Source organism: Mesorhizobium sp. LNHC229A00 (assembly GCF_000502415.1).
Lineage (GTDB): Bacteria > Pseudomonadota > Alphaproteobacteria > Rhizobiales > Rhizobiaceae > Mesorhizobium.
The window spans coordinates 1-26,326 of the sequence record NZ_AYWQ01000024.1; the positions used below are offsets into that span (position 1 = coordinate 1).

Genomic DNA, 26,326 nt, shown 5'->3' on the forward strand with positions numbered 1-26,326 from the left:
TTCGGCCGGCAGGTCTGGTCTGCCGGTTTTGGCGACCAGGATGTCGAGACGCTGGCCTTTAACGGGACCTACACGCTGGCGGTCGAGGGCTATGTCTACAATTCAGATCCTGCGGCGTACACATTCAGCATCTTCCATGTGCCAGTTTCGGCACCCGTCCCGATCCCGAATCAAGAGGCCGTTCCCGCCCCCGATCTCGCAATCACCGACATTGTCGTAAGTCCGGCAACGGGCTGGCTGCCCGGCGGCACCGTAGGTCTTACCTGGAACACGCGGAACATCGGAACCCTCGCCGTATCGGGCTCTTGGACGGAACAGATTCGCGTTCGGAATCTTTCGACCGGGCAGATCATTCATCTGGATAGCATCGCCTTCGATACGGGTGTCGAGGGGCTTGCCCCTGGCGACAGCCGCTCTCGTCAGTACAGCTTTGTCTGGCCGTCCGGCCTTGCGAGCTCCGGCGAGTTCATCTTCGAGATCGCAACCGACTCCGCAAATCAGGTGCCGGAAAGCAACGCGTTGGGCACAGCCGAATCGAACAACACCGCCCAAGTCGCAATTGCATCCGCACCAGATCTGAAAATTGTCGATCTTCACATCACAAGCGCGGTGGTTCAGGCGGGCGGGCCCCTCACCATCGAGTGGTCGGACGCCAATACCGGTGCCCTCCCTGTTACGACGGGCTGGTTCACACAGATCGCGATCGTGAACATCGCAACGGGCGAAACTGTTCTACACACGGCCGTCTTCTATGATCCAACTGCTCCAGGAAACGCGCCGCTCGGAGCTGGCCAGACACGGCCGCGCAGTATCACGCTGCAGTTACCGCACGGTTCGCGCGGTGCCGGTGCGCTGGAAATCCATGTCACCGCCGACAGCAACCAGAACGGCATCGGCGCGATCATCGAAGCCGCCGACGGCGTCGACGCCGAGGCAAACAACAGCGCTGTTCTCGAAATCATCTCACAACCGAGGCTCTATCCTGATCTGGAGGCCTCGAACATGTCGGCCCCAAGTTCGGGGCAGGGAGGTGGTACGGTCACGGTGGGCTGGACCGTCACCAACATCGGACCAGTCGACACCGGTGTCTCGAGTTGGAAGGACACGATCATCCTCAGCCGGGATTCCGTATGGGGAGACGAGGACGACGTAGAGGTTGCGAGCTTCACTCGCACGGGCGCGCTCGCTCAGGACGCCAGTTACACGCGTCAGGAGACGGTCACGTTGCCGCAGCGTCTTGATGGAACCTTCTTGCTGACCGTCCGCACCGATGCCGCAGGCGCGGTTACCGAACCGGACACCTTGGGCAACAATGTTGCGGTTCCCGTGACCATCGACCTGCAATCGCCCGCGGCGGATCTGGTCGTCGAGGCGGTCGTCGGGCCGCTCACCGGCCGCAGCGGGGAGCTGATCGACCTATCCTGGAGAGTAAGGAATCAAGGTGACGCGACAGACGTGGCCACCTGGACAGATCGGATCGTGCTTTCCTTCGATGAAGTCGTCGACTCCTCCGATCGCATTCTCGCCGATGTCCTGCACACCGGCGCTCTAGCCAAGGACGGCACCTATGCCGGCCGCGCGACCGTCCGTCTTCCCGATGGTCTGCAAGGCAGCTTCCATCTCCTGGTGATCACAGACGCGGAGGCAAGCGTCTACGAACGCGATGCCACCGCCAACAATATTGGCCGGTCTCTCACGACGATCGCGGTGTCCGCGGCGCCGGCTGCGGATCTGGTGGTAACCGGCGTGGTTGCGCCAGCGTCCGGAGTACCGGGTCAACACCTGACAGTCACCTGGACCGTTCGCAACGACGGCGAAGGTGGCGCCCGTGCGCCGTGGACCGACAAGGTCTACCTGTCGAAAGACGGAACACTGGCCACGGCCATAGTGATCGGAGAGGTCCGTCGAAGCTTTGATCTCGCAGTTGGCGCCAGTTATGTCGGAAAGGTCGACGTCACGCTTCCGGATTCCGCGGATGACACCTACCAGATCCTTGTCGTTGCGGATGCGAACCAGGAGGTTTACGAAGTTGACCGCGAGACCAACAACGCGTTGGGCTCATCACTCGCACTAAGTCATCCCGACCTCACCACTTCGAATGTCCAGGCTCCCGCCACAATCGTGTCGGGCAGTGTCATGCAGGTGCGCTGGAACGTCCGTAACAACGGCACCGGGGCCGCGCTGGGCAGTTGGACCGACGCAATCTACCTGTCGCGTGATGATGTCATAGATGCAGGGGACATCAAGCTTGCGGACATGCCTCATGCGGGCGGGCTTGATGTTGACGGGGAGTATCTGGGCGAAGCGACAGTCTCGGTGCCACTGTCAGCGTCGGGCGACTACAAGCTGATCGTCGTTTCGGACCAGCTTGACGCCGTCCGCGAGCCTCAGGCAGAGGCTAACAACCAGGCCAGCAGTTCTCTGCATGTCACTTTGGCGGCCTACGCCGATCTCTCGGTTGGTAGCGTGACCGCGCCAGCACTCACCGTGGGCGATCCAGCCCGCGTAACGATCGGATGGACTGTCACCAACCAAGGAACGGGCGTCGGCCAGACCCTGGCGTGGACCGATGCGATCATTGGTTCGCGGGACGACATCCTCGGCAACAGTGAAGACATGGTGCTGGCGGAATTCCGTCACGATGGCGCCGTGGCTGTTGGCGGCAGCTATGATCGTAGCGAGCAGATCATGCTGCCCGCCGCATTGTCCGAACGTTTCACCCTGTTCGTTCGTACCGACTCCAAGTCGGAAGTTTTCGAGAACGGATCGGAAGCAAACAACGCGGCAACGCCGGGACATCCAGTAGACGTGGTGCCGATTCCCTACGCGGATCTGACCGTCACGGACTTGGTCGCGGATGCCTCGGCGACGAGCGGCGGTCGGCTCAATGTCAGCTGGACTGTAAAGAACCAAGGCATCGGAGTGACGGATCGTGACCAATGGACGGATACGATCACGCTCATCGACGCCTCCGGCCAGACTGTCGCGGATGCGCGGTTCGTACATCTGGGAATTCTTGCCAACGATGCGAGCTACACCCGGTCGGCACAGATCGTGCTGCCGAACGGGCTCTCGGGACCCTACAGGCTCCTCGCCACCACCGGCGATGTTTACGAGTTCGTCTTCACGGGCAATAACACAAGGACGTCCGATACTATTGAGGTCGCCCTGGCGCCGACCCCGGATCTGACCGTTACCGACGTCAAGGTCCCCGCTTCCGCTATCGAAGGAGATACGATCGACGTTTCCTGGACGGTCACTAATACCGGTCAGGGCGTCGCCAAAGGTACGTGGAGCGACCGCATCGTGCTTCGTCCGCTCGCGGGCACGAACCTACCCGACCTCCAGGTCGGGACGTTCACCTTCAGCGGGGAACTCGCGACAGGAAAATCGTACACGCGCACAGAACAATTCCGCCTGCCAGACAAGATCGAAGGCCTCTACCGCGCCTTCGTCGTCACCAATGCGCTGTTGCCAACGACCGACGAAGCCACCCTCCCGGAACCCAGCTACTTCCTGTACGAGCACGGCGCGGCGGCGACCAACAACAACACGGGCGATGACGGTACGCTTGCCGTCCAGCTAAAGCCGAGGGCTGATCTTCAGGTCGAGACAGCCATCGTGCCGGCTCGCGTGCCGGCTGGCGGAACGGCCTCGATCAAATTCACGATCATCAACCAGGGGACGGTTCCGACAACGTCGCGGTGGAAGGATTCAGTTTATCTCTCCCTCGACAACCAGATCGATGCTGGGGACATGCTGGTCGGCTCGTACGACAACCTTCTCGCACTCGACCCGGGCGGGCGGTACACGAAAGAGACTGGACCGATCGAGATTCCGATACGTTTTCGCCGTGATGCCTATCTGATCGTGCGTACGGACTCGACCGATCAAGTCGAGGAGTATCCGAACGACAGTAACAACGCGCGCGCGTTCGCCTTCTTCGTAGAGCCCGAACCCCTGTCAGACCTGGTCACCGGGAGTGTTGTAGCGCCCGTCCAGGCCGTGGCAGGCTCGCAGATTGAGGTCCGCTTCACCGTTACGAACAAGGGCTCCTCCACCACGAACAAGGATACGTGGTTCGACTCGGTCTGGTTGACGAAGGACCGTACGCGTCCGAGCCCGATCAAGAACGGTGGCATCCTGCTCGGGAGCATCCAGCATAACGGCGCACTGCCGGTCGGACAAAGCTATGACCAGGTCCTAAAGGTGACGCTGCCAGACGGCCTGGAGTCAGGCACCTATTTTATCACACCCTGGAGCGATGCCTACGACGTCGTCTTGGAAGATACGCTTGCTGTCAACGTCAACCCCGATGATCCGAACGAATTCGACAACAACAACTACAAGGCACGGCAGATCCAGGTCCTCGGCCCGGAAACGATCACGAAGCGGCCGGATCTGAAGGTACTGTCGGTGAGCGGACCGACGCAGATCGATGCCGGCGGCCAGTATACAGTCAAGTGGACGGTCGGAAATGCCGGTCCAGGGGATACTGGCGATGTTGGCTGGGTTGAGAGGATATGGATATCCGACCGCCCGACTCTCGGTGAAGTCGGAGCGAAGGAGTGGCTCCTGGAGTCGTTTGATCGCGCCGGAGGATTGGCCGTCGGCGAAACGGCCACGAGCGAGCGAACGTATGATCTGTCACCTGCCATTCAGGGCCACTATCTGATTGTCGACGTCGATGCTGGTTATCCGTACAACGCAGGCGCTGTTCCCGAAACCAACGAACTCAACAATAACCTTGCCGTCGCGTCCGAAGTCATACGGCATCCGGCTGACCTGAAAGTTACACGCATCGAGGTTCCTGCCCAAAACTTCTCCGGCGAGAAGACCACAATCAACTGGACCGTGACCAACGAAGGCGCGGACGTCTGGCCGGACACCGCCTATTGGATCGATTCCGTTTTCTTCTCGCGAGATCCCGTCTGGAATCCTGATATTCAAAGTTCATCCGGAGCCATTACGCCGCCGCGGACGCAGTTGCTTGCCACGTCCGTTCATAGCAACCAGGGCGGCTTGCGGGCGGGAGAAAGCTACAATGCCAGTGCCGAGGTCGTTCTCCCGCCCGGCATCGACGGGCCATTCTACATCTTCGTTCTGACGGACGTGGTCCCAACGGGCAACGCGCCCAAGGACGAGTTTGACGAGGCAAAGGTAGGCGACGCCAAAATACGCGAGCTCTACTTGGAGTCAGCGTTTGAGGGCACGAACAATACCAACAATATTTCAAGACAGGATATCTCGGTCACATACCGCGAGCCGGACCTTAAGGTTAGTAACCTCACGGTTCCCGCCGCCGCGCTCTCAGGGGACCGGGTCACTGTTTCGTGGCAGGTGCTCAATGCAGGTACCCGCGAAACGCGCCAGGATACGTGGGTGGATCGTGTCTTCCTCTCACGAGACGGCTCACTCGATACCGGCGACTATGAGCTCGGAAGCTTCCAGCACCAGGGGAAGCTTGCCATCGGCGCGGCCTACACGGCTTTGCTGGACGTCGATCTTCCCGAGTTCATTGACGGCGATTTCTATATCATCGTCGAAACCGATGCCCGATCTCAACGGGCGACGTCAACACTAGCCCCCAGCACGATTGCCCCGGATCTTCCGGGCCTGCAGATTGCAGGTGACATTGTCGCCGAGTTCCAGGGCGAGGGTAACAACGCGACTGGAAAACCTCTTCCCATTACGCTGCGTGTCCCTCCGGACCTCAAGGTCTCATCGGTCGCTGCTCCCCAACATGTAACAGCAGGTCAGCCGTTCGATTTCGGCTTCACTGTCCTCAATGCCGGGAGCGGCGACGTTCGCGCCTCGCAAGAAAGCTGGACGGATCTTGTCTACCTCTCCCGTGACCAGCATCTCGATCTCGAAAGTGACCGCTTCATCGGAGCCTACGAGCATACGGGCGGGCTCGCCGCGGGCCAGAGCTACACAGTGGCGAAGTCAATCAGGGCGCCGGTGGGGCTTGAAGGATCTTACTACCTTTTCGTCGTGACCGATCCGGTCAGCGCAACAGGTCGCAGCTCGGTTTTTGAAGCGAACCTTGAGACGAACAACGCGAAATCCAGCGACCAGCCTCTCATCTTCGAATTGCCGCCGCCGTCCGACCTCGTCGTCGACAACAATGTCGTAACCCCATCGGTAGCGACGGTCGGCGACACGCTCCAGATCAGCTGGACCGTCAGGAACCAGGGCGCCAATCCGGCGGAGGGGACTTGGACTGACGGCGTCTATCTTTCCGATGACGCGATCTGGGACATCAACGACCGTCTGCTCGGGCGCGTGTCCTTTACAGGCTCGCTCCTTACAGACGACACCTATACGTCGAGCCTCAAAGCGGCCTTGCCGCCAGCCAAGGCCGGCCAGTACCGCCTAATAGTCCGCTCGGACATCTACAACGAGGTCTACGAAGGGCCGTTCAATGCCGAAAGCGAGAAGAATAACGCTGCTCCATCGGTCAATGCGCTGAGTGTCAGCGTTGACGAGATGCACCTCGGCGTGCCGTTGCAGACTACCCTTAGCACGGGCCAGGTGCGCGTCTATCGGATAACCGTGCCGCAGGGCGAGACATTAAAGGTTCGCTTGACGGGTTCGGATTCGAATGCATCCAACGAATTGTTCCTTCGCTATGGCGACGTGCCCACTGGTTTCCTGTTCGACGCGATTTACCAGGATCCGCTGCAGGCAACTCAGACGGCAATAATTCCGGCCACAAAACCAGGAGAATACTATGTTCTGATCCGAGGCCATCAGGAACCGTCCGAAGACACAGGTGTGACGCTCCTGGCCGAGGTTGCACCCTTCGCGATCAGCCGAGTCGAAGTCGACCGAGGCGGCGATAGCCGCTGGGTGACGTTCGACGTCTTCGGCGCGAAGTTTTCAAAGAACGCCATCGTGAAGCTCGTGCGCCCCGGCATCGCGGAGTATGAGCCGGTTCGTTACGAGGTGCTGGATTCCACTCACATCAAGGCGACCTTCGATTTTACCGACGCGCCCCACGGGCTGTACGACGTAGAGGTAATCAACCCCGATGGGGCAACGGCCATCGAGCCATACCGGTACCTGATCGAGCGGGCGCTGGAACCGGATGTGACGATCGGACTTGGCGGCCCCCGTGTCCTACTGGCTGGAGATACCGGCACCTACGGGATCGCCTTCCAGTCACTCACGAATGTCGACACGCCGTATGTGCATTTCTCGTACGGCGTTTCCGAGTTGCAGACCAATTCGGTCATCTACAATCTTCCCTATGTGACATTCCAGACCAATCTGCGCGGCGGCACCCAGCCGGAGAGCGGCGAGGACGTGCCTTGGGCCAGCCTCGAATCGGAAGCCAACACCAGCGGCACGATTCTCGCTCCCGGTTACCTCTACGACATGCCGGCCGGTGCCTTTACCGGACTGAGCTTCAACGTATCGACCTATCCGGGCCTGCGCGAAATGAGCGATCGCGCCTGGGAGGAGTTCAAGCAGCGGGTATACGCCGAGATCCCGGCCTTGGCAGGCAAGCTGGACGCAGGCCCGACGGCTCTCGACCAGATCTATCCCGGCCTCTACGAACTCTATGCGCAACTCGGCGCAATCCCGGACGAGTGTCGCGAGCCCTTCATCCCGTTCCGATTCAATGTCGTGGCCGCGGCCACGCCGATGACCCGCGACGAATTCATTGCCGAGCAGAAGACCGAAGCGGCGAAGCTCAGAACGAAAGTGCTGGCCGATCCAACCGCGAATGCGGCACTCATCAACCTCGCCGCGGACGCCAAGACCTGGGAGGCTAGCTACCTTGCGGCGCTCGAACTTGCGGGCATTTTGCGCCCCGTCGATGAGGCTCCGCCGATTAATCAGGACCCGGTTGTCCAGAGTGTCCTGTCGGTGCTGACGACAGGGGTGCTGTTCGGCGCAGCCGGCGAGGAGGTCCGCAGCGACGGCAATCTGGTCTCCTTCTTTGAACAAATCCACAAGTGGTACGGTGATCAGCCAGGCACGCTGGCGCCGATCGACCATGTGGAAATTCGCCAGAACGACTGCTATTATCTCGAAGTCCCCGTACCGGCGCTCTCGAAGTATTCGGACTTCGATCTGGGGCTTTCGCAGCGCACCTATTTCGAGAACTTCAACGTCTTCGTACCGTGGATCAGGTTCGATCAACGCGGGGCCGGCGGAAGCACGGTGGCACTGCCGGAATTCGGCTCGGTCGCAGGTTCGAGCGAACTGTCGCCACTTGATTTCTCGCGCTACTACCAGCAGGCGGCGGCCGTCGGCGAGTTGGCATCGATCACCGGCCCGCAAAGCGTCGGCGGCGAGCAGTTCCTGCCGGCGGGAACAGCTCTTCCGTATTCGATCCGGTTCGAGAATCCGCAAAACGCCTCGACGCGTCCCGGCGAGATACGCATCGTTACCAAGCTCGACTCGGACCTCGACCCCTATTCCTTCCGACTCGGCGATCTGAAGGTCGGAGATATCAACGTCCATGTGCCGGAGGGCCGCTCTCTGTTCCAGGGGGACTTCGACTTCACCCGGTCCAAAGGTTTCATCCTGCGCGTCTCCGCGGGCATCGACATCAGCGCAGCAACCGCGACGTGGCTGTTGCAGGCCATTGATCCTGAGACGGGAGAAGTAATCCAGGATACCTCCCGGGGTCTGCTGCCAGCAAACAATGCGCAAGGGGCAGGGCTGGGCACGGTCAGCTATACGATCCGTCCGAAGGATGGCGCACTGACCGGCGCTGCCATCAGTGCTCAGGCGCGGGTGCTCTTCAATACGATGGCTCCCCAGGAGACAATCGAACTCACCCAGACGCTGGATGCCGCGGCCCCGAAGTCGACGCTGACCGCGAAGCTCATACAAGGCGCCAATTACGAGGTGCGCTGGACAGCAACCGACGATGCTAGCGGATCAGGCGTCAAGCATGTCACCGTCTACGTCGCTGAGGACGGAGGCGATTTCCAGATCTGGCAGCGTCAGACGACGGAGACCTTCGGAATCTTCCAGGGTAAAATCGGGCACAACTATGAGTTCCTGGCGCTCGCGACGGATAATGCGGGCAACACCGAGGAACCGCCATTGGGCATTCTGGCGCCCGACGACGGATCCGGGCCTGACCTCGGCGACCTGCCGAACGTCGGAGGCACAAGCCAAGATCTCGGCGAGGCTCCGGCGCCATCGCCGACACCCTCCACCAATCCACTTTTCCTGCAGGCACAGCAGGCCATTCCGGGGCCGACGCCGCTGGCTGACTTCCCGGAATTCGGCACGACGATCCGTCCCTTTGGTGCGCAGGTGTTCGCGTCGGGAATCCCGCAAAGCCATGCCGGGATAGGTGCCCTCGCCATCGTGGTGGCGGCGGACGGCAGCGTATACGCAAGCGGCGGTGCGAACCGCGGCTCGCTCTACAAATTCGATCACAACGGCGGCGATGCCGGCCAACCGCTGGCGACACTGGACGAGCCAATATTCGACCTTGCCTTCGACGCTCAGGGGCAGCTGTGGGCCACCACTGGCGGCGGAGCTCTTCTCCTGCTGGACGCAGCCACCGGTCAGATCCAGGCTCGTTTTGGCGACAGCATCACGCAGGCACTGGCCGTCGATCCGGCTAGCGGGAAAATCTACGTGTCGTCGGGACGCGGCATCGAGATATTCGACCCGGTGACGCACGCCTTCACGGCCTTTAGTTCGGTCCGCGTAGACGATCTCGCATTCGCGCCGGACGGCAAGCTTTGGGGCACCACCTGGCCCGAGCGCGGCGATGTTGTAACCTTCGACAAGAAGGGACGCGCGACACGGATGCTGTCTTTTGACAGCGAGGTCGATTCCATCGCCTTCGGCAAGGTCGGCACGAAGCTCGAAGGCCTCCTTTTCATCTCGAACAATCTCGCCGACGGCCAGTCCCGCGGTTCGCAGTTGATCGCTGTCGACCTCGCTACGCTCCAACACGTTCCGATCGCCCTTAACGGGACGTGGGGCGAAACGCTTGCGACGACGGCGGATGGCCGCCTCCTGATTGCGCAGTCGCATCAGATCGATGTCGTCAGTCCGATCGTGGCGCCGAAGGTAGCATTCGTGAATCCGCCGGACGGATCCGCAGTGCCGCTCCCCTTCGCGGAGATAACGGTAACCTTCGACCAGGACATGCTGGCGGGCGACGGCCTCGATTCCGGTTCGGTCCTGAACCTTGCGAATTACACGCTCGTGAATAGCACGGGTGAGGCGGTCGTTCTCAAGGGGGCAACATATGATACGGCGACCCGCACGGTTCGGCTTGCCCTCGATCCGCTCGAGTTTGGGGACTACACGCTCACGGTCGGCGAGCATCTGGAGAGCATCCAGGATGCCGAACTTGGATCCGCCTTCACGAGCCATTTCACCGCCATCATCGACCTGTCGGCGCTCGTGTCCGTCGAATTCGGCGCGGTACGTTCCAGTCGTGCCGACGGTACCGTTTCCTACGACGTCAAGGTCACCAATATCAGCGATGCGGATATTCTGGCGCCGCTCACGCTGGTTCTCGATCCGGCGCAGTACTTCCTTGGCCAGCCGGTCGGCGCGATACTTCAGAGCGGCGGTCTATGGTACATCAATTTGGGCGAGGCGCTGGCGAACGGCCGCCTCGCACCCGGTCAGTCCACAACCGTGCAGACGGTGACGATCGGAAATTCAGCCCTGCAACATCTCTCGATCGGTCACGGTGTGTTTGCGGTTCCCGCCGCGAACCAGGCGCCCGTGATCGATTCCGCTCCCGTCACGGTGGCAACCGCAGGGCAGGGCTATTCGTATCAGCTGGCCGCACACGACCCGGATGGAAATCCGTTCACCTATCTGCTGTTCGACCGCCCGGATGGGATGAGCCTCAGTGACACCGGCCTTCTCACCTGGTCGCCAACGGCCGACAGCCCGGCGCAGGTTAGCGTTGTGCTGCGCGCCTATGACAATCGCGGTAGCTTCGCCACCCAGGCCTTCGCCATTGATGTTGTTGGCGGAAACCAGGCGCCGGTGGTCCAGGAACTGCCCCCGGAGATCCGGGTTCGCGAAGGTGAGGCCCTTGCGCTCGGTCTCGCCGCCTTCGATCCGGACGGCGACTATCTGCAGTATTTTGGGGACCAGCTCCCACCCGGTGCGTCGCTGAATGCCGAAAACGGCCAACTGCAATGGACCCCGGGCTGGACCCAGGCCGGCACGTATGAGGGCGTGATCCTTGGAGTGACCGACGGCGTGAACACAGTTACGCGGGCGTTCACCCTGTTGGTGGAACCAGCCAACCAAGTGCCGACCCTCGTACCCGTTCCCGACCGCGTCGTCCGGGAGGGTGATCCAATCCGCATTCGGCTCCGCGCGAACGATGCAGAAGGCGATGCGCTCATCTTCTCCAGTGCGCTGCTTTCGGGCGGCGCTTTCCTCGATCCAAACACTGGCGCCTTCGAATGGACGCCGTCCTTCACCCAGGCTGGCACCTATGTGATCCCATTCCGTGTCAGCGATGGGATCAACACGACGGAGATCAGCACGACATTCACGGTCGCGAATGCCAACGGCGCGCCGGTATTCGATGAGCTCGGCCCGTTCCGATTGCTGGAGAACCAGCCGCTCTTCTTCCGCGCCTTCGCGTTCGATCCTGACAATCCTGGTTTCGTACCGCAGGATCGCAAGGCGGACGGCAGCCTGACGCCGCTTGATGGCACGGCACCCACCGTGTCCTATGGCGTCGAGAACCTGCCGCAAGGTGCAAGCTTCGATCCTGTCACCGGCATCTTCGGCTGGATACCGGGCTATACGCAGGCCGGACATTACACCGTTCGGTTCACCGCAACCGATACGGGCGACGGTCTCACGCCGGCGGTGACGGTGCGCGATGTCATCATCGATATCGTCAATGCCAACCGCGCGCCCGTAATACCAACGCCGGTCAACCAGAGCGTCAACCGCGGCGAGATCCTCGAAATTCCGGTGGAAGTTTCCGACCCGGACGGCGACCCGCTAACCTGGACGGTCTATCTCAGCCGTCAGCCTACCGCCGGCGGGCCCGCCGTTGACACCACCCCGGTGGAATTGAACGCCACGAGCGGCCTCGCGACCTTCGTCAAGACCGGGGCCAACACGGGCGTAGTCCGCTTTGCGCCCGGCGACGGCGATCGGGGTAATTATCTTGTCACTATCCGCGCCACCGACGATGGTGGTACCGAAGGCAAGCCTGACATCCGCACCACGGCAGTCAGCTTCGTCACCACGGTCGTGGCACCCAACGAGCGCCCGCTGTTCGACGTCATTGGCGACAAGGTCGCAGTTGCCGGACAGCCACTGAGCTTCATTCTGCGTGCTCGCGATCCGGACCAGGCCGGGTTGGTCTTCTCCGGCAACAACATGCCGGCCGGCATGACCATCACGCCACTTGCGACCTACGGCACCGCCCGCATCGACTGGACGCCCACCGCAGCCGACATTGGCGGGCGGACCATCACGTTCCAGGTCACGGATGACGGAAACGCCGGCGCCTATGCGGCGCTGTCCGACAGTCAATCGATCCGCCTCGTGGTGCGCGCCAGCAATGCCGCGCCTGTCCTTCTGCCGATCGGCGATCGCACGCTGACGGAAGGCGAGACCTTCGCCCTGTCGCTGCAGGCCATCGACCCCGACAACGACACGATCACCTTCTCGGTCACCAACCTGCCGACCGGGGCATCCTTCAACGCGAAGACCGGGCTGCTATCGTGGACACCGAACTTCTTCGCAGCCGGCGACTATGCGGGGGTCACGTTCACCGCCTCGGACGGCAATAAGTCGAGCTCGGAGACGATCACACTCAAGGTGCAGAACGTAAATCGGCCCCCCGAGCTGGTGCCGATGTTCCCGCAGGCCGGTCGTGAAGGAGCCGAGATGGCCTTCGCGGTGCTTTCGGGTGACGTGGATCAGGATCCCGTCGTCTACTCCGTGCTGTCGCCTTTGCCCCAGGGCGCTCGCTTCGACCGAAAGACCGGCAAATTCACCTGGACGCCGGGCTATAGCCAGGCAGGCGACTACACGATCCGGTTTGGTGCCACCGACCCGTCGGGTGCGCTGTCGACGCTGGACGTGCAGGTACGCATCGCCGATACGAACCGCACGCCGGTCCTGAAATCCTCCGACCACCAGGTGGTGCTGGGCAACGAACTGGTGTTCCGGCTGAACGGAACCGACCCGGATACCCAGAACACGTTGACCTATTCCGCCGCCGGCCTGCCCGAAGGGGCAACTCTCAACGAGGCGACCGGCGAGGTTCGCTGGACGCCGGGACCCGGCCAGGCTGGAGACTACCTCGTGCTCGCGACCTTGTCGGACGGCCAGGACAGCGTGCTCGAGCCAGTTGTGCTGCGGGCCACCACCATGCCCGAACTGCCGACTGTCGTCATCGAGCAGACCCCCAGCTTCCCCGTGGTGCCAGGCCAGGAAGTGCTTGTGCACGTCATCGCGGCCGGCTTCGCCGACATCACCAAGCTCGAGGTGCGCTACAACGGTCAATTGCTGGGGCTCGACAGGCAGGGCCGCGCCCGCATCACCGCCGGACTGCCGGGCCAGGGCGAAATCGTCGCGACGGTAACCGATGCGGATGGACTTGTCGGTACGCGCACGGCCGTCCTCAAGGTGCGCGATCCCGCGGACATTCTGGCGCCCCAAGTCTCCTTCGCCACAGGCCTCCTGGGCAAACGCTTCGATGTCGCGGCAAATGTGATCGGATCGGTGATCGACACCAATCTCGATCGCTGGCAGCTCGAAATCGCACATTTCGGCTCCGGCGCGTGGAAGGTGCTCGCCGCCGGTACCGGCGCGATCACGGACAGCGCGCTCACTCAACTTGACCCTGCGTTGTTTGCGAACGGCATCTACAAGCTGCGCCTCACCGCAGCCGACATGGCTGGTCGCGCGGCCACGGCGGAAACGCAGATTGAAATCGACAGCGTCAAGCCGCTGCCGCGTTCCGAGACGGATCTCACCATCACGCTGGCCGGCCACGACATCGCGTTGACACGGCAATACGATCCGCTCGCGCGCGCAGAAGCTGGTAGCTTCGGCCATGGCTGGCGCCTCGCCCTGAAGGATGTCGGCATCGAGACCGATGTGCCGGCGACCGGCCGCGAGGCTCTTGGCACCTATGGCGCGTTCCGCAACGGGACACGCGTCTACGCCACGCTTCCGACCGGCGAGCGTGTCGGCTTCACTTTCGAGGCCGAGGAGCACCGTGTGGCCGGCCTCGTCTATTCCACGCCGTCCTTCCGCGCCGACCCGGGCGTGACGTGGGCTCTGGGGTCGGCGGAGACGCAGCTCGCGCGCGTCGGCGACCGCTTCTACGATCTCGTCAGCGGCAGGCCCTACAACCCGGCTGGATTGGACAGTCGTGGGGAGTACGAGCTCGTTGGCCCGGACGGGACTGTTTATGCGGTCGACACCCAGGCCGGCGTGACCTCGATCCGCTTCACTGATGGCGTGTCGCTGACCGCGGCCGACAGCGGTATCTTCGCCGCGAACGGCGACGGCATCTCCTTCGTGGCCCGCGAGCATGGCATTGCCCGCGCGATCACGACCGACGGCCGCTCGTTCGCCTATCTTTACGACGCCCAGGGCAACCTGACTCTGGTCCGCGACCTGATCGCAGCCACGTCGAGAAGTTACGGCTACGATGCCGACCACCGGCTCGCTCTGGTGAGCGGTACCGGTCAGCCGGGTGTCACGATCGATGCGATCACAGGCGCAGCGCTTCCGGTCACCGCCGATCTCGGCGCCGCAACAGGCTACCTCGCAGATGCCTACCAGGGCTCCCTGGCACAGGGCCGCACTGACCGGCTGACCTTCACGATCCGGCCGTCCGAGCTCGCGTCCACCGATGGCGGCTCGCTTTACATCGGCTTGATCCTGAAGCCGACCGCAGGCGACGCCAATTTTGCCGTGCCCGAACTCCAGGGGGCGACGCTTGTTGCCAGCCACACCGATGCGGGCGGCGCCTTCGCGCTCTACAAGGTCGACCAGGCGGGACTGAAGCTCCTGACGATCGGCGGCTCGAATGCGCAGAGTGCCGGCGCCTACAGCCTTGAGCTTTTCGTCGCCGGCGATGCTAACCGTGACGGCAAGGTCGATGGCACCGACGCTGGCCTCACCTTCGCCGCGAAGGGCACCACTGCCGGCCAGCCTGGCTATGTCGCTGCTGCCGACGCGAATCTGGACGGCAAGATCGACAGCGCCGATTCCCAACTGCTGTTCCAGAACCTCGGCTATCAGCCGAACCGCGCACCGATTGCGGTCACCGGCACGTTCAAGACACATCGGGATCTCGAATTCATCGCTTCCGTCGGCAATCTGGTCAGCGATCCCGAGGGTGATACGACCTTTGTGCGCCTCCTTGCAGCCGAGCACGGAATTGCGCGCTTGGCGCCCGACGGCAAATCGATCGTCGTCGTACCGGACGCAGGCTTCGCAGGGCAGGCGAACTTCACGATCGTCGCCGACGATGGCTATCAGAGTTCAGCACCCGTAACGATCAGCGTTAACGTGTCGAGTGCGAGCCTTGTGAAGCTCGATGTTACGACGCGTCAGCCGCGAATTGGTGTCCGCGAACGTTTTGAATTGAACTGGCTTGGCGATTTCACCGACGAAGCTGGAGTTGCTCTGCCGGCTTCCTATCTAACACTTATCTCCACTAACCCCAACTCCGGTATGATAGGACCGGGTGGGACACTACTGGGATTGTCTGCAGGCTATGGTGCGGTGGTCGCCACCCGCGCCAACCTGGCGGCAACTACTGCCTTCATGGTGGGTTTGCCCGACTTAGGCAACGATCTTCTTCTTCCGAACTATGGGCTCGGCTTCTACCCCGGCGCGGTCTCGCTTTCAGCCGAGGGCGGCCAACGGCAAATCAAGCTGTTCCCAGATCCTTTCGACAACACGGTTGCGGCGACAGGCGCCCAGTATTGGGTTAGCGACAGCAACATCCTTACGGTCACACCGCAGGGGAATATAGTAGCATTGGCGCCCGGAGAGGCGACTGTGACCGCCGTGTATAAGATGGCCGAGGCGGTCATCCCCGTGCGGGTGACTAGCCCACAGGTCGGCACCTCTGCGGCACACAAAGAGACTGGCGCGGTTATCCGCAGTCTCGATGGCTACGAGGTCGCAATCGCGCCCGACGCGCTTGGTCGGAATGCTTCAGTCACCATCAATTCTCTGAGCGAAGCGCAGCTGCCAATTCCAACATTGCCTGACGATCATGGTTTCTCGTTCGGCGCCGCTTTCACGCTGGATCTGGAAGGCGTCCCGGTTGCCATACCGATGCAGGTCGCGGTCCCGACCGCATTGGCACCGGGAACCGAAGTGCGGTTCTATCGGCTTTCAGACTTCGCGACTCCGTCGGGGCTCGTGCGCGGCTGGGCCGAGGTAGAGAGCGGCATCGCAGGAGTGGATGGTGTGGCGCGCACATCATCGCCACCTCATACTGGCATAACCACCGGCGGTACCTACGTGGTCGAGGCGGTCGCCGATGGCCAATTTGCTGAGGTGAGGGGGGCGATCAGCTCTGCAATTGGTGATGCGCTGTCCTCTTTCGCATACACTGAAATCGGCTCGACGATTGTCGGCGCTTTTGCCCAACTGAACAACTTCATCCTGACGTTAGCAGGGGGGCCGGCTCAAATCAAAGTCGGTGCAATATCCCGCGCTGGCACGCTCACCACTTCCGAATTCAATGTCGAAGTTCAACCCGGCGTGATCAACGAAGTGGCGCCTGTCCTTACGGTGGCGGACGATACGTCAGAGGCCATATTCAGCCCCCCAACGATCGCTGGTACGGCGCTGGTTTTCGAGAATCGCGGCGGCGGTCTTGAACCGTGGCTCAAGATAACAGGCACGGGGTTCGCGTACCAAGAGCCGGCTTCCAGCGGCAAGCCAGGCGAGTGGTCGATTAAAGACCGCGTTCGGATTGCGTTCAATTCCGGCTTTGACGAGGTCGCCGACTTACTAAAGGCCGATCCGACCTCTGAGTTCATTCGCACCGAAGACGGCGCTATTTTCGTTAAGCCAGACTCGGTAACCGACACCGAAATTTGGGTGCGCATTCCCAAGACCCTCGCTTTGGGCGCATCGTATTTCTCGGTCGCGCGCCTCAACTGGTTCCATACCACCGAGGCGTTCACCGGAGCGCCGTCGTCATTGGCCGTGTTCGACAGTTCCGAGGATCCGAACGCGTTCTGGGATCTCCTGACCGTCTACAGTGGATCGGCGAGCCTTGAGCCCCAAACACAAGACGTATTTGTAGCTGTCAGCCAGGGAGACTTCGGCGGTTACAATCCGGATGGCACTCCGAAACAGAGGGTGGACCAGGTAGCGGTGATTCGGCCAACCAAGCAGCTGGACGTGGACGGGAACCCGACCGAGTTCGTCTTGCCTGACGTCATCGCACGCATTCCAGTCGGAAAGCTTGACGATCAAGGTAACCCAATTTCAGGGAGCGCAAACGCGAACCCGTACAACATCGCAATCACACCGGATAACACACGCGCATATGCAACTCTGCGGTTCGGAGCCGGCGTCGCAGTCATTGATGCGATGACATTGCGTCAGATTGACGTAGTGCCTGACGATGACACGAAACCGGACACTGATGGCAGCAATGTCGTCACATTTTACAACGCGCAGGGGACGGCTGTTCCGTACGATATAGCGATCGATCCGACTGGAGACCTCGCCTTCGTCAGCGACGAACGCTCACAAACCAGCTCTGGTGGCAGCTATGGTATCATCTACGTTATCGACATCGATCCCGCGTCCGCGACTTACAATCAGCATATGGCAACGCTGGTTGTACCTGATGCCGGATTCGGCCTGCGCGGACTAACGATTACTCGCGACGGCAAGCAGATTGTTGCGCTTGCTCCATCTCAGCCAAGTTGGAGTCCAGGCGGCGCGGGCACAGCTTCAAAGCCAGGCAAAGTTGTTATCGTCGACATCCCCGATGCCAATCAAATGTTGGGATTGGGCGGAGTCAAATTTGCTACCAATAGCAAGGTCTTTGAAGACGCTACCAGCGATCCGTCGTCGGTCAGGGCCGTCCTAGGGCCCAACGGCGAAGAATTCCTTGTTATTTTGGATAAGTCAAATGATGGCGCCGGAATTATCATTCTCAAAAAACAGGCTGATGGTAATTGGATAAAAAACAATACTATCCAGGTCGATCTTACATCGCCGTTTGGTCCTGATAACGTTGACAGCTTTGATATCAACAACGCAATTGACGTTGCCTTCACTAGCGATTTGAAATACGGATTCGTCTACGGCCAAAATAAGTTCATTCAGGGAATTGCTTCGCATGATCCCGACGTAGTACCGGCAGAACCGGCAGGTAGCAATATAGGTATACTGCGCAATCCGTTCAATCTTGCCGAGTATATGGACGGCAAAGCGCAAGGCCTTGTGGCGGCCACCCGAATGATCCCATACGCCTTCGGAGAGGGGATCGCACTTTCAGCCGACGAAAGGTATCTCTACGGCTCGTACACCGCGACTGGAGCCGTATTTGCCTTCGACGCACAGGAGATGATTGCGGAGCTCGAACGGCAGTTGCCGGTCAGTGCATCTCAGCGCTCGCCAACCCATAACCTGGCCATTGACGATCTTTTCACCGGGGCCGGCTTCGGCCTCTTCGACCCACTGTTCGGGCAGCGCTACGGAGTGAATCCGCTTATCGACGTTCGGGCTGACTTCGCGCAGTATCCAAACGGCGCCTCTGTCGAAATGCGCGCTAGCACAACTGCGGACGCCGTCCACTTCACTGACAATCTGAACCATCAGCCGATTCGGCTGGGTGGGCTGACGCGAGGAATGGCCACGCAAACAGGACCGTTCCGTCTCATTGACGCCTCGGGGGACTCCGATGCGGACGCAATCTATGAGGATGGCGTCCTTAGCATTGATATCGGAAACATCGCTAATAGTCCTGATTTAGCCAATCAACAATTAGTCGCCCAATCCATCGAGGATGGCAAGACGACGCTACTATTCGACTTCTCTCGTGCTCCTGCGTCCGCCACGCCGAGTGAGATACAAGTGGATTTGAGTGAGGTTCAGCTACTGGCTGGGAATTACTATGTTTATCTCAAGGACACCCGGCCAACGACCGCCACGAGCAGGCCAACGACGTCGTTGCCAAGAGATCAGAAGTTTATAACGGTTCTAGATAAATCCTTCTCAACAAACGGAGTGGCGTTTACGGGGTCCGCCGTCGTGAGGAAGGACGAGGGAACCATTTACGGGTCATTCGGGCCAAACGTATTCACTTTTTCCAGGCGGCCAGCCGGTAGCAAGAGCGCTGGAGTCGTAATTTATGGAGGTGGTGGGACCGACACCTTGGTTGTCAACGTGAACGAGTCAGAAGTAGCCAGCTTTGACGGGATCGAGCTAAGCAAGCTTGCGCAGAGGCGAGCGAACGAACCACCCAAGCAGGCCATATTGCGCGGTACGGCTTTCGATTATCTCCGGCTAAAGGATGGATCTGAAATCTATTTTCAGGGGATTGAATTCCTACAATTCTCTGGCGCTGAGAAAACAACATACGAATTGGAGGTGCATCCCGACGATCCAAAGTTCTCTCAGCAGTGGCATCTATTTGTAACGGATATTCCGAGCGCGTGGCGGTTCACAACTGGTGCCAAAACGGCAAGAATTGCGGTATTTGATCAGCCACTTCCCAGAAAGACGAGTTTAATGGCCGGACTCGATTTTGATTTTTCGAGGATTGTGCCAGATGGCTTCACGTATGGAGGGCCAGCTTACCCGCGCGATCCAGATCACGGCTACAAAACGTTGTATACGATAGGAGCAGACTCGCCAAACAAAGACTTATACGCTGGAATCAATTGGCGTAGTGCGATTCTTTTCGGCAACGCCTACCAGTTAAGACCTCAGGGAACAGACATAAGTTTTGATGCATTGATTCAATCGATGAGGTCGATGATTGGAGCAGGGGCCAATAAGTCCCTTATAATCAATGTTAGCAGCGATCAGCCGAACAGTGAAAGCCTGAACAACTTACAGAGCGATGACTTATTTCTTATTGCGGCCGGCAACGACGCTATTCCGATACGGAATATGGCGACATTCGTCGATGGACTGTCGAACGGCATCGTAGTTGGCGGAATCGCGGCTGGGGCCACGGGTACAGCTAACGTTTTCAAGACGGAGAACGGTCTGCAGAACGCGGCAAGTATCAGCCTGGCATACTTTTCTAATTTTGGAATGGGAGTAACGTTAGTTGCACCAGGAATAATTCCGACTCAACTGCTAGATGGATTAGTCGGATCCTATGATGGAACGTCGGCGTCAACCCCGATTGTGTCCGCTATAGCGTCTTTGGTCCGAAGCGTTAATTCGGCACTCAATGGCCAGCAAATAAAGAGCATTTTGATAAACACTGCAATGCATATTGATAGTCCGTCGGTCTCAACGGCGAAGGGCAAGACTGACATTGACCCGAGCGGCCAGCGTAATGAAAGCTTCGGCTACGGGCTTGTGGACGCCGACAGGGCGGTAAGGCGAGCATATGCGCTCCAGATTGCTCCCTCTGTGGCTGGGCGGTATTTGGATAACGGGCAGAAAAGCAATGCGGCCCCTTCGAGTGTTGGATCGCAAGGCAGCACGATTGCTGGAACTGGAGCCGGTTCGAACGATCGGGTGCCCGCCGGCCCTCCTGATGATATTTCGAACTCGGGGTCATCCGAACCGGCTGTTGTTCCTGGCACTCTTTCCCAGATGGCGGCAGGTGCGACTGACGAACTACTGAATGGTTCCTTCGGGGTCGAAAACTTAGCCGCTAACGATTTTGGCTGGGTGCTGACGGGCAACGCCGCGGTTCAATCCCGCGCGCTCACGCTCAATGAAGGGGACAGGGTGGCTTCTCGTGCGACCCAGGAGCTCGCCGTTCCGCAGAATGCGACTGCACTTCGCTTTACGCTGAAGAGCGCCGATTTCGCGCGCAACTCGAGCGGCCCGCAGGACGCATTCGAGTTCGCGCTCATTGGCGCAGACGGCAAGCCCGTCACGGCAAATGGACTCTCCAAGACCGACGCTGCGCTCAATATACAATCCGACGGCACTGTCTTCGCTTCCTCGCGCATCAGGCTCATTGGCCTAGACGCGGACGGCAAGGTTCCGCCCGACACCTCGGTGACGGTCGAGTTCGATCTCACCGGTATAGCCGCCGATACACCGCTGAAACTCTATTTCGACCTGCTGGGCTTCGGTGCGCTCGGGAGTCAGGTTGTCATCGACGACGTCGAGTTCGTTACCGAGGGCCAGCCGGGAAACCACGCGCCGATCGCGTCCGACGATGAAGCAACGGTTGCCGAGGACGGCGGCGTCGTGGTTCCGGTCCTCGCCAACGACACGGACGAGGATGGCGACACGCTCACCCCGTCGCTCGTCACCGGGCCGGCAAACGGAACCCTGACCCTCGGCCCGGACGGCACCTTCACCTACGCTCCGAAGGCGAATTTCTTCGGCGTCGACAGCTTCACATACCGGGTCAGCGACGGCTTCACACAAAGCAACGTCGCAACCGTCACGCTGACAGTGACGCCGGTAAACGATGCACCTGTCGCCGCCGATGACGTCGCAGGCGTTACTGAGGATGGCAGCGTCGTCGTGCCGGTGCTCACTAACGACAGCGATGTCGACGGCGACAGCCAGACCCCGGTTCTCGTTGCCGGCCCGACCAACGGCACGCTGACGCTCAATCCGGACGGCAGCTTCTCTTATGCGCCGAAGGCTAACTTCTTCGGCACCGACAGCTTCACCTACAAGGCCTCCGACGGTACCGCCGAGAGCAACATCGCGATCGTCGCGTTGACGGTCACGCCGGTGAACGATGCTCCGGTCGCCGCCGATGACGTTGCAAGCGTTGCCGAGGGCGGCAGCGTGGTGGTGTCGGTCCTCGCCAACGACACCGATGTGGATGGCGACGCACTCACGCCAATCTTGGTTACCGGACCGACCAACGGCACGTTGACGCTCAATCCGAACGGCAGCTTCACTTACGCGCCGAACGCCAACTTCTCTGGCACCGACAGTTTCACCTACAAGTCTTCTGATGGCTCGGCGGAAAGCAACATTGCGACCGTCGCGCTCACGATTAACGCCGCGAACGAAAACCATGCGCCAGTGGCAATCGATGATGCGGCGACCGTGGCCGAGGATGGCAGCGCCGTCGTGCCGGTGCTCACTAACGACAGCGATGTCGACGGCGACACGCTGACCCCGACTCTCGTCGCCGGCCCGACCAACGGGACGCTGACGCTCAATCCGGAGGGTAGCTTCACCTACGTACCGAAGGCCAACTTCTCTGGCACCGACAGCTTCAGCTACAAGGCGTCCGACGGCACCGCCGAGAGCAATATCGCGACCGTCGCCCTGACCATCACGCCGGTGAACGATGCGCCTGTCGCCGCCGATGACATCGCATACGTTGTTGCCGAGGATGGAACGATTGTCGTGCCGGTGCTTGCCAACGACAGCGATGTCGACAGCGACATCCTGACCCCGGTTCTCGTTGCCGGCCCGACCAACGGCACGCTGACGCTCAATCCGGACGGCAGCTTCACTTATGCGCCGAAGGCCAACTTCTCTGGCAGAGACAGCTTCACCTACAAAGCGGCCGACGGTACCGCCGAGAGCAACATCGCGACCGTCGCGTTGACGGTCACGCCGGTGAATGATGCGCCTGTCGCCGCCGATGAGATCGCATACGTTGCCGAGGACGGCAGCCTGGTGGTATCGGTCCTCACCAACGACAGCGATGTCGACGGTGACACGCTGACGCCGGTCCTGGTTTCCGGGCCGACCAACGGCACGCTGACGCTCAATCCGGACGGCAGTTTCACCTATGCACCGAATGCCAATTTCTTCGGCACCGATAACTTCACCTACAAGACGTCCGACGGCACCGCCGAGAGCAACATCGCGACCGTCGCGCTGACCGTCACGCCGGTGAACGATGCGCCTGTCGCCGCCGATGACATCGCATACATTGCCGAGGACGGCAGCCTGGTGGTGTCGGTCCTCGCCAACGACAGTGATGTCGACGGCGACAGCCTGACGCCGGTTCTCGTCGCCGGCCCGACAAACGGCACGCTGACGCTCAATCCGGACGGTAGTTTCACCTATGCGCCGAAAGCCAACTTCTTCGGCACCGACAGCTTCACCTACCAGGCAAGCGACGGAGTTTTGTCCAGCAACATCGCGACTGTGCGCATCGAGGTGTCAGCGGGCAACGGCGCGCCGATGCTGGCAACCGAAATCGCCGACCAGTCCTCGCCCGAGGATGCACTGTGGACCTTTACGCTTCCTGCGCTCGTCTTCAACGATCCGGACGGCGATGCTCTTACCCTTTCAGCGACGCTCGCCACCGATCAGCCGCTGCCAGGCTGGCTCTCCTTCGATGCCTCGACCCTGACCTTCTCGGGGATGCCACCGCTGAACTTCAACGGCGTCCTTGGGATCAAGGTTACGGCGAGCGACGGTGAACTGTCAGCCTCCGACACCTTCATCCTCACAGTCACGCCGGTGAATGATGCTCCTGTGGCGCAGGATTTGGTTGGTGAGGCAATCGAGGACGGCCCGGCGGTGCTTCTCGCGCCGCTCTTCACTGATGTCGACCAAGGCGACACCCACGGCATCAGCCTCGACACCACCGGGACCGCCGGCAAAGTCATCCTCAATGCCGACGGCACCTTTACCTATGACCCGAACGGGACCTTCGATCATCTCGCAGCGGCCGCAAAGGCCCCGGACGTCTTCACCTATACGGTGCGCGATGCTGCAGGCGCAGCCTCGACCGCAACCGTGACCGTGACGATCACTGGACAGAACGACGCGCCGAAGGCGGTCGACGACACGGCGGCGACTGATCAGAATACGGCACTGGGTATCTCTGCAGCACAGGGCATTCTCGCCAACGATACCGATCTGGACAGCGGCGACACGCTCGCTGTCGTCGCGGTGAATGGCTCCGAGCAGGCGATCGGACAGACGATCCTGCTCGCGTCGGGCGCCCGTGTGACGGTGCAGAGCGACGGCAGCTACGAATACGACCCGAACGGCGCTTTCTTAGCGCTCGCGGCGGGCGAAACGGCAAGTGACGGCTTCACCTATACGGTAAAAGATGGCTCTGGCGCGCTGTCTACGGCACGTGTTGCGATTACGGTGAGGGGTCTCAACGATGGACCGACGCTTGCTGCGCTCTCCGACGTCTCGGTAAAGGAGGGCGAAACGGTCGCCTTCTTGCCAGTCGCGAGCGATCCGGACCGGGGCGACAAGCTCGTCTTCTCGCTTGTGACTGCCCCGGCCGGCGCAATAGTCAACCCGGACACCGGTGCTTTCAGATGGACGGCGCGCGACGGTGATGCCACGCACAATGTGAAGATGCGCGTCACTGATGCGCAGGGCGCCGCCAGCGAGCGGAGCTTCGCGATCCATGTCGCGGATGTTGCGCCGACAATTGCCGTCACAGGTCCGGGACATGCTATCGTGGGCGATCCCTACACCATCACGCTTGGGGCGTCTGATCCTGGTGATGACACCATCAACCTGTGGACCGTCGACTGGGGTGATGGAGTGATCGACAGCCTAGCCGGAAGCGCCACAACCGCAACGCATGTCTATGGCGCACGCGGCGGTTTCACCATCCTTGCGAGCGCCAAGAACGAGGACGGCACGTTCAGCGCTTCCTCTGGGATCACGGTGGTGGTCGACGCTGACTGGCTGGTGGTGCAAAGCTTCACGCCAACGGCGACCGGCTTCCGGTTGCGCTTTAATCACGCCTTCGACCCGTCGACGTTCAATATCTATCCAGGCGAGGGAGATGCACGCGGTCCCGCCGACGTCATGCTGATCGGGCAGGGGGTCGGTCGCATCGAAGGTTCGATCGTCATCGACGATGACTTCGCGGGCTTCACCTTCCTGCGGACGGGCGCAATTCGGCAATATGGCAGCCAGAACGCCAGCCCAGAATCGATGTTAAAGCACAGCCAGGAGCCGACGGCTAAGGATCCCGTGACAGCACAGCTACCCGCTCTCAATGTCGGTGGCATCCTTCCGTTTGACCACTATCGAGTCATGCTGCGAAGCAGTGAGAACGCCCTGCATGACAGCCGCGGCGACCTGGATGGCAATCGCGATGGAACTCCTGGCGACGATTTCATCGCTGCGTTCGACGTCAAGAGCGTAGGAACGGGCATCGTCAGCCTGTTCGATTTCATGCGTGGTCCAGGGCAGCCGGTGGATGTTCCCGCCCGTGCCAAGGGACTGCCCGTAACATTCAGCAGCCTGGGCGGCGTGAAATCACTGGTGTTTACGGTGGATTATGACCCCGAACTGCTCACCATCGCCGGGGCTTCTGCCGGAGCCGATCTTCCCAAGGGCACCAAACTCTCATTTGCCAACACCCTGAAGTCTGATGGGACGAAGCAGGCCACCGTGACCATTTCCAGCAGCAGCGCACTGCGAAGCGGCACCCTGAATATCGTCTCCCTTACTGCCTCGGTGCCCAGGACCGCGGCATACGGAGATACCCAGGTCCTGCATATCGTGGTCGCAAGTGTGAACGGCATCGCGACAACCACTACCAGCGACGATGCCCTGCAGGTTGTGGGCTATATCGGCGACGCCAACAAAGATGCGGCATACACCAAGGCGGATGTGAAGCTGATCTCCGGCGCGGCCGCAAATCCGGGACAGGGCTTCTCTGCCTGGTCCTTGATCGATCCGGTCTCCATCGCGGATTTCGACCTCAGCGGTGCTGTTACCGGCCAAGACGCCAACATTCTGCAGTCGGAGATAGCGGGCCGCGACCAGCCGGAGATCCCGCCGATTCCCGCTGGCATTCAGGTTCAGTTCGATAGCACTGGGTCCGGGCTGCGGAGCGAGTTCTCAGCAGCTTTGCCTCTTAGCCCGACCCTGACTTCGGCCAACACGACAACCTCTCAGGCGAAGGTGACGCTCGAGGCATCAGCGGATCCTACGCCTGCGAAGAACTCTGCTCCTCTCGCGCGCAATCCTGAGGAGGGAACCAAGGCTTCACCGTTGGAAGTTCCGGACTGGCAGTTTGCCGGCGCTTTGAGACGAGCCTCGCCGGGCGATCGCGATTTCGCTCTCGATCTCACGATCCCGACAGCGGCATTCGCAAACGAAAAGTGGCCGCTGTTGACGGATCAGGCGGCATGGAAGTTCCCATTCGTGGCGCAGGCACTTGCGATTCAGAATCCGAATGCCGGCATCCGAGTTTCGGCATCCACAGGGCAGAGCAGAAGGAATTAGCCGAGCG

At 60.7% G+C, this 26,326-nt stretch carries 1 protein-coding gene; it reads left to right on the forward strand.

Annotated features, from left to right (window positions below; translation table 11 throughout):
* The first annotated feature begins 138 nt into the window (after positions 1 to 138).
* Entirely contained in the window at positions 139 to 26,319 is a 26,181-nt protein-coding gene (locus tag X742_RS01000000170790; protein ID WP_210164351.1) for an Ig-like domain-containing protein, read from the forward strand.
* Positions 26,320 to 26,326 lie beyond the last annotated feature (7 nt).